The sequence below is a fragment of the Arthrobacter sp. ISL-65 genome, assembly GCF_018613795.1.
In the GTDB taxonomy this organism is placed as follows: domain Bacteria; phylum Actinomycetota; class Actinomycetes; order Actinomycetales; family Micrococcaceae; genus Arthrobacter.
The window spans coordinates 96,667-106,196 of sequence record NZ_JAGGPN010000039.1; the positions used below are offsets into that span (position 1 = coordinate 96,667).

Genomic DNA, 9,530 nt, shown 5'->3' on the forward strand with positions numbered 1-9,530 from the left:
CCGGTGGCGGCAGCGGAGGGGAAGCCGCAGCCGCCACCGGCTCCAGTGCACAACTTGCTATTCACAAACACCTGCTTTTCACAAACACCAATGGCGGCAGACCTGATGTCTGCCGCCATTGGTGTTAAACCAAGCAGTGCTTTTCCGTGGGCCGCGTTTACCGCTGCCCGGCCGGGTCTACTTCGCCAGTTCGTGCTTGACGGCGATCTCCAGGGCAGCGCCCACGATGCCGGCCTCGTTCTTCAGCTCGGCGGGAACGATCGGAGTGCGCAGCTTCATGCGCGGCAGGTACTCGTCGGCGCGCTTGGAGATGCCGCCGCCGACGATGAAGAGCTCGGGGGAGAACAGGAACTCGACGTGGGAGAAGTAGCGCTGCAGCAGCACGCTGTACTCCTCCCAGCTGAGGCCGTCCCGTTCACGGGCCACCGCGGACGCCTTGCTTTCAGCGTCGAAGCCGTCGACCTCGAGGTGGCCGAGTTCGGCGTTGGGCACCAGGTGGCCGTTGAAGATGAACGCGGACCCGATGCCGGTGCCGAGGGTGATGACCAAGACGGTGCCGCCGATTCCGGCGCCTGCACCGTACCGGGCTTCGGCCAGGCCGGCCGCGTCGGCGTCGTTGATGACCTCCACGGGGCGGCCCAGACGGGCCGTGAGCAGCGCATCAATGTCCGTGTTAAGCCAGCTCTTGTCCACGTTGGCGGCAGAGTGGACCACGCCGTGCTGGATGATGCCGGGGAACGTCACGCCGATGGGACTGTCGGCCTCGGGTGCGTCGGGGCGTGCCGAGAGCTCCTCGACGACCTTTGCCACCACCTCGACGACCGCTTCCGGCGTGGCCGGCTGCGGCGTCGCCAGGCGGAAGCGATCGCCGATCAGTTTGCCCTTCTTCAGGTCGACGATGCCGCCCTTGATTCCGGTTCCGCCGATGTCGATGCCGATCAGCGGGGCGTTCTTGCGGGTCTTTTCGTCCTTCTTGGCCAATGGGATTCCGTTCGTGGCAGGGTAGGGGCTCGGGCTGGGCAAGGGTGACTTGCCGGGATGACGCGGGCGGCTGCCTGGCGTCAGGGAAGGGTGAGGATTTCGGCACCGGATTCGGTGACGAGGAGTGTGTGTTCAAACTGCGCGGTGCGCTTGTGGTCCTTGGTGACCACGGTCCAGTCGTCGGCCCACATGTCCCACTCGATGGTGCCGAGGGTCAGCATGGGCTCTATGGTGAACACCATGCCGGGCTCGATCACGGTGTTGTAGGCGGGCGCGGCATCGTAGTGCGGAATGATCAGCCCGGTGTGGAAGGCTTCGCCAACACCGTGTCCGGTGAAGTCGCGGACCACGCCATAACCGAAGCGCCTGGCGTAGGACTCGATGGCCCGGCCAATCACGTTGATCTCGCGTCCCGGGGCAACAACCTTTATGGCGCGGTTGAGGGACTCCTTGGTGCGCTCAACCAGCAGCCGCGACTCCTCGTCCACCTCTCCCACGAGGAACGTGTGGTTGGTGTCGCCGTGGACCCCGCCGATGAAAGCGGTGATGTCAATGTTAATGATGTCGCCGTCCTGCACCACCGTGCTGTCCGGGATGCCGTGGCAAATGACCTCATTCAGCGACGAGCACAGGGACTTGGGGAAGCCGCGGTACCCGAGCGTGGACGGGTAGGCGTTGTGGTCCAGCAGGAACTCGTGGCCGATGCGGTCCAGCTCGTCGGTGGTGATGCCGGGCCGGATGTGCTTGCCCACCTCCACGATGGCCTGGGCGGCGATCCTGCTGGCCACCCGGATTTTCTCGATGGTTTCCGGTGATTTGACCTCTGACCCGGTAAATTTGGCCGGACCTGGCTTGCCGACATACTCCGGCCGCGCGATCGACGCGGGAACGGCCCGCTGCGGGCTGATGGTTCCCGGGGTAAGCGTGCCGGTGGGTGCGGTCGAGGCTAAGGAAGGCATAGATTGATCATATAAGGCAGCACAGAACGCCATGTAAATTAATGCGCCCGGCGGCTTCCGTTGCGGGTTACGTTACGTGGATCACGGCGGCAGTGTGCTGTTAACCCGGAAAGCGAGGAACACCGATGCCCGAGTACTGGTACAACGTCAAAACCCACATGGTGGAGGAAGACGCGATGTCGGACTGGACCCAGCTGATCGGTCCCTACAAGACCCGGGAAGAGGCGGAACACGCCCTCGAGAAGGTCAAGGCGCGCAACGAAACCTGGGAAAAGGGCGACGACGACTGATTCAGCCGGCGCCAGGCCCCCTAGAACGAATGTTCCGGTCCGGGGAACTGTCCCGACCGGACATCCTCGCCATAGGCCTTGGCCGCGTCGCTCAGGGCGGTCCGGAGGTCCGCGTACTGCTTGACGAACTTGGCCATCCTGCCGCCGCGGAGCCCGGCCATGTCCTGCCAGACCAGAACCTGCCCCGTTGTGACATTGCCTGCGCCGATGCCGATGGTGGGCACTGAAATGGCAGCGTCCACAGCCTTTGCCGTCTCCGCGGGAACCATTTCCATGAGCACGCTGAAAGCACCGGCGTCGGTCAGCGCCGCAGCGTCCTCGACAAGCCGCGCGGCGTCGTCGCCCCGGCCCTGCACACGGTAGCCGCCCAGGGAATGCTCACTCTGGGGCGTGAAGCCGATGTGCGCCATAACCGGAATGCCGGCCTGGACCATGGCCCTGACGGTTTCGGCGTAGAACTTGCCGCCCTCGATCTTCACTGCGTGCGCCAGGCCCTCCTTAAGGAAGCGCACGCCGGTGGCCACAGCCTGCTGCGGCGAGACCTCGTAGCTGCCAAAGGGGAGATCCGCCACCACCAGGGCGCGCTTCGCCGAGCGCGCGACCGCGCGGCACAGCGGCAGCAGTTCATCGACGGTGACGGGAAGGCTGGTTTCGTTGCCAAAGACATTGTTGGACGCGGAGTCGCCCACCAGCAGGACCTCGATGCCGGCCTGGTCGAAGATCTCTGCCGTGTACTGCTCATATGCCGTAAGCATGGCGAAGTGTTCGCCGCTGGTCTTGGCCTGCTGCAGGTGGTGCGTGCGGATCCTGGAGAGCGGCTTCCGTGCGGATTCCGACGGCGGCGCCGCGGCTGCCGCGGGGCCGTTCCCGTAAGGTGCAGGTACTTCAGCGGACGTGCTTGGATCGGGACTGGTGCTTGAGGCCATGGCTAGAGCGTAGTCCGGGACCCGCCGTGCTAGCCACCAGCCGGCGGGGGACCCTTGGTGATTCGCGTCATAACGGGTTGCCTGGGCGGGGCTGCCCGGTCCCCGGTTGAGTGTTAACGCTGTGTTACGCACTGCAGCCCCGCCAGCATCACGCGTAAATGCTTAGTAAAGTGTTTCGTGAGCTGCCGCTGCTCCGTCGTGGACGGATCGGGGCATGAACGTAGACCGGAGAAGAGGCCTTCATGGACCGCCAGCAAGAGTTTGTCCTGCGCACGATCGAAGAGCGCGACGTACGCTTTGTGCGCCTGTGGTTCACCGACGTCGTGGGCTCGCTCAAGTCGGTGGCCCTGGCTCCCGCCGAGGTCGAAGGCGCCTTTGAAGAGGGCCTGGGCTTTGACGGCTCGGCCATCGAGGGCCTGGCCCGCGTCTTCGAGTCGGACATGCTGGCCCAGCCGGACCCGTCCACCTTCCAGATCCTTCCGTGGCGCGGCGAGACCGAGCAGACGTCCCGCATGTTCTGCGACATCCTTACTCCCGACGGTGAGCCCTCGGCAGCGGATCCGCGCAACGTCCTCAAGCGCACGCTGGCCAAGGCAGCCGACATGGGGTTCACGTGCTACACGCACCCCGAGATCGAGTTCTACCTGCTCAAGTCGCAGGAACCCGGCCCCGACGGTTCGCCCATTCCGGTCGACGAGGGCGGCTACTTTGACCACGTCCCCGGCGGCGTGGCCCAGGACTTCCGCCGCACCGCCGTGACCATGCTGGAATCGGTGGGCATCTCCGTGGAGTTTAGCCACCACGAGGCCGGCCCGGGCCAGAACGAAATAGACCTGCGCTACGCGGACGCCCTGCAGACGGCGGACAACATCATGACCTTCCGGACTGTCATCAAGGAGGTGGCGCTGCAGCAGGGCACGTACGCCACCTTCATGCCCAAGCCCTTCACGGCGCACCCGGGTTCCGGCATGCACACGCACTTCTCGCTCTTCGAAGGCGACACCAACGCCTTCTTTGAGGCAGGGGCGGAGTTCCAGCTTTCCAAGACTGCGCGCCAGTTCATTGCCGGCATCCTCAAGCACGCCCCTGAATTCACCGCGGTCACCAACCAGTTCGTGAACTCCTACAAGCGCCTGTGGGGCGGGGGAGAGGCGCCCAGCTACCTGAGCTGGGGGCACAACAACCGCTCCGCCCTGGTTCGGGTCCCGCTGTACAAGCCGGGCAAGGGACAGTCGGCCCGGATCGAATACCGCGGCATCGACTCGGCCGCCAACCCCTACCTTGCCTACGCCGTGCTCCTGGGCGCCGGGCTGAAGGGCATCGAGGAGGGCTACGAGCTGCCCGCAGCGGCGGAGGACGACATCTGGTCGCTGAGCTCCGCGGAGCGCCGCGCCATGGGCCACGACCCCCTTCCCGCCAGCCTGCACGACGCCATCCGCGCCATGGAGGACTCGGAACTGCTGCCGCAGATCCTGGGCGAGCAGGTCTTTGAGCACTTCCTGCGCAACAAGCGGGCCGAGTGGCAGGACTACCGGCTGCAGGTGACCCCCTATGAGCTGCAGCGCAACCTCGCCATCCTTTAGGCGGCTGCGGTGAGCTTGGCCCGCCGGCTCATTACCGCCGGCTTCAGCGACCTCGAGAAGGGCGAACGGTTCCTTGCCGCCCCCGAGCTGGAGGGCATTGACCAGGACATCCTGTTTGCCGGCCTGCAGCTGGCGGCGAACCCGGATGCCGCGCTGCAGTCCCTGGTCCGGCTGATCGAGAAGCACCCGGACCTGCGGAAGCTGGCAGCGGCGGACACCGAGGTGAGCGAACCGCTCTACCGGGTCCTGGGCGCCAGCGAGGCACTGGGTGAATTCCTGATCCGGCACCCGGAGCACCTCGACGCGTTCAGCGTGACCGCGAGCCCTGAACCGCTCCAGGCCGATCCAGCCGAGCTGCGTGCCCAGCTGCTCAGGTCAGTGCGCGCAGACCCCACCGCAGCCCGGCCGGTGGCGGGCATCTCGGGCCCCGAAGCCTACGAGACGCTCCGCACCGCCTATCGCCGGGGCGTGGTGGACCTCGCCATCAAGGACCTTTGCGCTGCGGACCCGCTGGACTTCATGCCCGCCGTCGGCGCCGAACTCGCGGACCTGGCCGGGGCGGCCATTGAGGCCGCCCTTGCGGTCTCCCGCGCCGAAGCGGCGGCGAAGTTTGACGCCGGGGAGGTCGCCGACGTCGCACTGTCAGTGATCGGGATGGGCAAGTGCGGAGCCCGGGAACTGAACTACATCTCCGACGTCGATGTCATCTACGTGGTGGAGTCAGGCGAGCTGGACGACGCCCGGGCCAACACCATCGGCACGGCGCTGGCGTCCGGCATCTCGCGCGCCATTTCCTCCCCGGCCCGCGAACCCGGGCTGTGGGAAGTTGACGCCAACCTCCGTCCGGAGGGAAAGTCCGGCCCGCTGGTCCGGACCCTGGCTTCGCACCAGAGCTACTACGCCCGCTGGGCGGAGAGCTGGGAGTTCCAGGCGCTCCTCAAAGCGCGGACCATCGCGGGCGACGCAGAGCTGGGCGCCCGCTACGAGGAGGCCGTATCGCCACTCGTGTGGACCTCGGCGAACCGCGACGGATTCGTTGAGTCGGTGCAGGCCATGCGCCGCCGGGTGACTGAACACATCCCGCCTGCCGAGGAACAGCGGCAGATCAAGCTCGGGCGGGGCGGGCTGCGCGACGTCGAATTCACCGTCCAGCTCCTCCAGCTCGTACACGGCAAGTCGGACGAATCCCTCCGGCGCCGCGACACGACGTCGGCCATCGCCGCGCTGTCGACCGGGGGCTACATCGGCCGGGCAGACGCAGCCGCCTTCGACCACGCCTACCGGTACCTGCGCCTGCTCGAACACCGCATCCAGCTGTTCCAACTGCGCCGCACGCACCTCATGCCGGTCAAGGAGGAGCCCCTCCGCACGCTGGCCAAGGCGGTGTTGGGGCCCTTCTCCACGGACCGGCCGCACCCTGACGCCCTGCTGGCCGCGTGGCAGCGGACAAAACGCTCCGTGCGCGAACTCCACGACCGGATCTTCTACCGCCCGCTCCTGAACACGGCCGCCAAGCTGAGCAGCGAGGATGCCCGCCTGACGCCGGAAGCGGCGCAGGGCAGGCTCGCCGCGCTCGGCTACCGGGACCCGCAGGGTGCACTCCGCCACATCCAGGCACTGACGGCCGGGGTCAGCCGGCGGGCCTCACTGCAGCGGCAACTGCTGCCCATCCTCCTGGGCTGGCTGGCCGAGGGCGTGGACCCCGACGCCGGGCTGCTCGCCTTCCGAAGGATTAGCGAGTCCCTCGGCACCACGCACTGGTACCTCGGCATGCTCCGCGATTCGGCCGCGGCGGCCGAGCGGCTGTGCCACATGCTGTCCAACTCCCGCCTCATCGCCGACCTCCTCGAAGTGTCGCCGGAATCTGTGTCCTGGCTGGGGTCGGACAAGGAACTGGCGCCCCTCGGCTTTGAGGCGCAGTGGCAGGAGATCACCTCCAAGATGTCCCGGCACGCGGACCCGGAAAGCGCCATGCGCCTCATCCGGCTCATCCGCCGGCGTGAAATCCTGAGGATCGCCATCGCGGACAGCGCCGGCCTGCTCGGCCAGGACCAGGTAGGGGAGGCGCTGGCAGAGACGGACCGGGCCGCCATCCTGGGCGCCCTGCGGGTGGCGGAAAACATTGTGTCTGCCGCCGGTCCGCTGAAGACATCGGTCCTGGTGGTGGCCATGGGCCGGCAGGGCGGGCTGGAAATCGGCTACGGGTCCGACGCCGACGTGCTGTACGTCCACCGGGCGCTGCCCGGAGCCTCGGACGATGAAGCCCAGCAGCAGGCCGCGAAGATCGTGGGCCATCTTTCCAGCCTTCTGACGCAGCCCCTCAAACCGGCGATCATGGCCGAGCGGGTCCTCGCCGTCGACGCCGATCTTCGTCCCGAGGGCAAGAACGGGGCCATGGTGCGCTCCCTGGAGTCCTACGGCGAGTACTACCGCCGCTGGTCGCTCATCTGGGAGGCGCAGGCACTGCTCCGTGCCCGGCCGATCGCCGGTGACGACGGGCTCGCGGCGGACTTTGTGAAGCTGGTCGATCCCATCCGCTACCCGGCCGCCGTCTCCGACGCGGACGTCCGGGAAATACGCCGCATCAAGGCGCGGGTGGAATCAGAACGGTTGCCCCGCGGCGCCGACCCTGCCAGGCACCTCAAGCTGGGACGCGGCGGCCTGAGCGACGTGGAATGGCTCGTGCAGCTGCTGCAGCTCCAGCACGCCGGAAACCACCCCGAACTGCGCACCACGTCCACCCTGAAAGCTCTGCAGGCGGCGGCCTCGCTGGGGCTGCTGGAGGAGGAGGACGCACGCCTGCTGGCCGAGGCCTGGCGGCTGGCCAGCCGGATCCGTTCGGCGAACGTGATCTGGACCGGCCGCGCCTCGGACCTGCTGCCCTCGTCCCGGCGCGACCTCGAGGCCGTGGCCAGGTGGTGCAGCTACGAGGAAGGGATGGCCGCGGCGTTCGAGGAGGACTACCTGCGGGTGAGCAGGCGGGCCCGTGCGGTGTTCGAGAAAGTCTTCTACGGCCACTGAACCGGTGCTAGGTTTGGGCGCATGGCTACCCAAATCTTCATGAACCTGCCCGTCAGGGACCTCGACAGATCCGTGCAGTTCTTCACTGCGCTGGGCTTTAAGTTCAATCAGGACTACACGGACGAGAACGCCACCTGCATGGTGATCAACGACGACGCCTTCGTCATGCTCCTCGTGGAGAAGTTTTTCAAGACGTTCACCGCCAAGGAGATCGTGGACGCAACCTCGGCCACCGAGGCCATCATGGCCTTCTCGGTGGACAGCCGGGAAGAAGTGGACCAGATGGTGGGCACGGCCCTGGCCGCCGGCGGATCCGAATCGCAGCCGGTGCAGGATTACGGTTTCATGTACAGCCACAGCTTCCAGGATCCGGACGGGCACCTGTGGGAGGTCATATGGATGGATCCGGCGGGTCCGCCGGCCGACGGGGCGGCACCTGCTTCCTGACGGATCATGAGGCCGGACGTATGGCTCATTCCGTTGCGGGATCTGGATGCCGATGCCCGGGCCATCCAACTGGGTGCGGTGGCGGAACTGGAGCTCGCCCCGGGCCAGCAGGAGTTTGTGGGCGACCCCCTGCGCATGATGCTGGCAGGGCTCGAGGACGGGTCCCGCAGGCCCTATGTCATCGAGGCGGGCGGCAGGGCCGCAGGGGTGCTGACGCTGCAGTCGGGGGCAGCCGGGCTGGCCGGCTGGCCCGACGACGACTCTGCCTGGCTGCTTCGCGGGTTCCTGATCGACTGGCGGCGGCAGGGCCAAGGCCTGGGACAGGCGGCAGCCTCTGCGGCAGTGGCGGCGGCCGCCAAACTGACAGCCAGGCTGGGAGGCGGCCAGGCCGGCGTCGTGCTTTCAGTCAACGAGCGCAACCCCGCCGGGCAGGGAGCATACCTGAAGGCGGGTTTTGCAGACAAAGGCGTCTATCTGGGCGGCGAGGCCGGTCCGCAGCGGACCATGTACGCCGCCTTCTGAGCGCTGATCCCGGTCGGAAACACCGCCGGACCGTTGCGCCGGCACGGGTGCGTGCCTACGCTGTGTCTTGGCAGTGCACTTCAAACCTTGTTGGGGGGAAGGCTTGAAAGGGTCTTCGTCTCGGAGGCACTCGCCGGAACAGGCTGGCTCCCGGTCTCAGCACGCCTGGAGCCAGCTTTCGGCACTGCATCTGCGCCAGGATGGGGACCATGCGCGGGCGCGGGCGAAGGGCAGCCGTGCCAGGAGGCTCAGTCGGGCCGAGCTGCTGCTCATCGGGGCGGGGGTCGCCGCCACGCTCATCGCGGGGGCGTACCAGTACGCCGGGATCAGGAGCACTTTGGAAAGCAGCACAGCTTCCTCGCTCTATGCCCAGCAGCAGGAGATCGACAGGATCTTCGTGGACAATGTGGACCTGCAACCGTATTTCTGGCGCCGCCAGGAACTGCCGGACGCGTCGGCGGTCGCGGATCCTGCGGCGAAGCTGGCGGCGGAGCAGCTGGCGGCCCGGGCCGAAGCGACGGCCCACCGGATCCTGGATCACTTCGCCCACCTGAAATACCAGATGGGAACGCAGGCTTTCACCTCCGAACGGGCGGACTGGGAGGCCTATATCCGGCGGAGCTTCGCGGACTCGCTCATTCTGTGCCGCGCGCTGCGGGATGACCGGGAGGCCTTTGGCGGCACGGGTGCAGACTCGCTGTGGGGACGGTATGCGGAGGAACCCTGCACGGGTACTTAACGGAAACGGTCACGTGACCCGGAAACGGGCAGTGACCGGAAACGGCCACGGGCGGCCACCGG

General features: G+C 67.0%; 9 protein-coding genes. 6 read left to right on the forward strand and 3 right to left on the reverse strand.

The genetic code is table 11. The annotated features are described in order from the left end of the window. Positions 1-177 precede the first annotated feature (177 nt). Entirely contained in the window at positions 178-981 is an 804-nt protein-coding gene (gene ppgK / locus J7I85_RS17500; RefSeq protein ID WP_102973989.1) for a polyphosphate--glucose phosphotransferase, read from the reverse strand. A gap of 80 nt (positions 982-1,061) precedes the next feature. Then, the gene (gene map / locus J7I85_RS17505) at positions 1,062-1,940 is read right to left on the reverse strand and encodes a type I methionyl aminopeptidase (RefSeq protein ID WP_214854139.1); all 879 of its coding nucleotides are present in this window, start codon (positions 1,938-1,940) and stop codon (positions 1,062-1,064) included. Positions 1,941-2,065: 125 nt separating this feature from the next. Here map and J7I85_RS17510 point away from each other — a divergent pair, with 125 nt between their 5' ends. After that, complete coding sequence (locus tag J7I85_RS17510; protein WP_003801719.1) at positions 2,066-2,230, forward strand: SPOR domain-containing protein; 165 nt, start codon at positions 2,066-2,068, stop codon at positions 2,228-2,230. 20 nt (positions 2,231-2,250) lie between these two features. Here the strand turns inward: J7I85_RS17510 and panB are convergent, their stop codons facing one another. Next, positions 2,251-3,156 carry a 3-methyl-2-oxobutanoate hydroxymethyltransferase gene (gene panB / locus J7I85_RS17515; protein ID WP_214854142.1) on the reverse strand — a complete coding sequence of 302 codons (906 nt, stop codon included), beginning with the start codon at positions 3,154-3,156 and terminating at the stop codon, positions 2,251-2,253. 242 nt (positions 3,157-3,398) lie between these two features. Here panB and glnA point away from each other — a divergent pair, with 242 nt between their 5' ends. From glnA to J7I85_RS17540, 5 genes are all read left to right on the forward strand, one after another. Beyond that, entirely contained in the window at positions 3,399-4,739 is a 1,341-nt protein-coding gene (glnA, locus tag J7I85_RS17520) for a type I glutamate--ammonia ligase (protein ID WP_214854145.1), read from the forward strand. Between the two features lie 9 nt (positions 4,740-4,748). Then, positions 4,749-7,760, forward strand: coding sequence for a bifunctional [glutamine synthetase] adenylyltransferase/[glutamine synthetase]-adenylyl-L-tyrosine phosphorylase (locus tag J7I85_RS17525; RefSeq protein WP_214854148.1), 3,012 nt, complete (start codon positions 4,749-4,751; stop codon positions 7,758-7,760). Between the two features lie 21 nt (positions 7,761-7,781). Continuing rightward, positions 7,782-8,207: a VOC family protein gene (locus J7I85_RS17530; RefSeq protein WP_214854151.1), complete on the forward strand. Its 426-nt coding sequence runs from the start codon at positions 7,782-7,784 to the stop codon at positions 8,205-8,207. Positions 8,208-8,213: 6 nt separating this feature from the next. Continuing rightward, positions 8,214-8,729: a GNAT family N-acetyltransferase gene (locus tag J7I85_RS17535; protein ID WP_214854153.1), complete on the forward strand. Its 516-nt coding sequence runs from the start codon at positions 8,214-8,216 to the stop codon at positions 8,727-8,729. Positions 8,730-9,066: 337 nt separating this feature from the next. Beyond that, positions 9,067-9,468 (forward strand): hypothetical protein, encoded by a 402-nt coding sequence (locus tag J7I85_RS17540; protein ID WP_214854155.1) that lies wholly within the window; start codon positions 9,067-9,069, stop codon positions 9,466-9,468. Positions 9,469-9,530 lie beyond the last annotated feature (62 nt).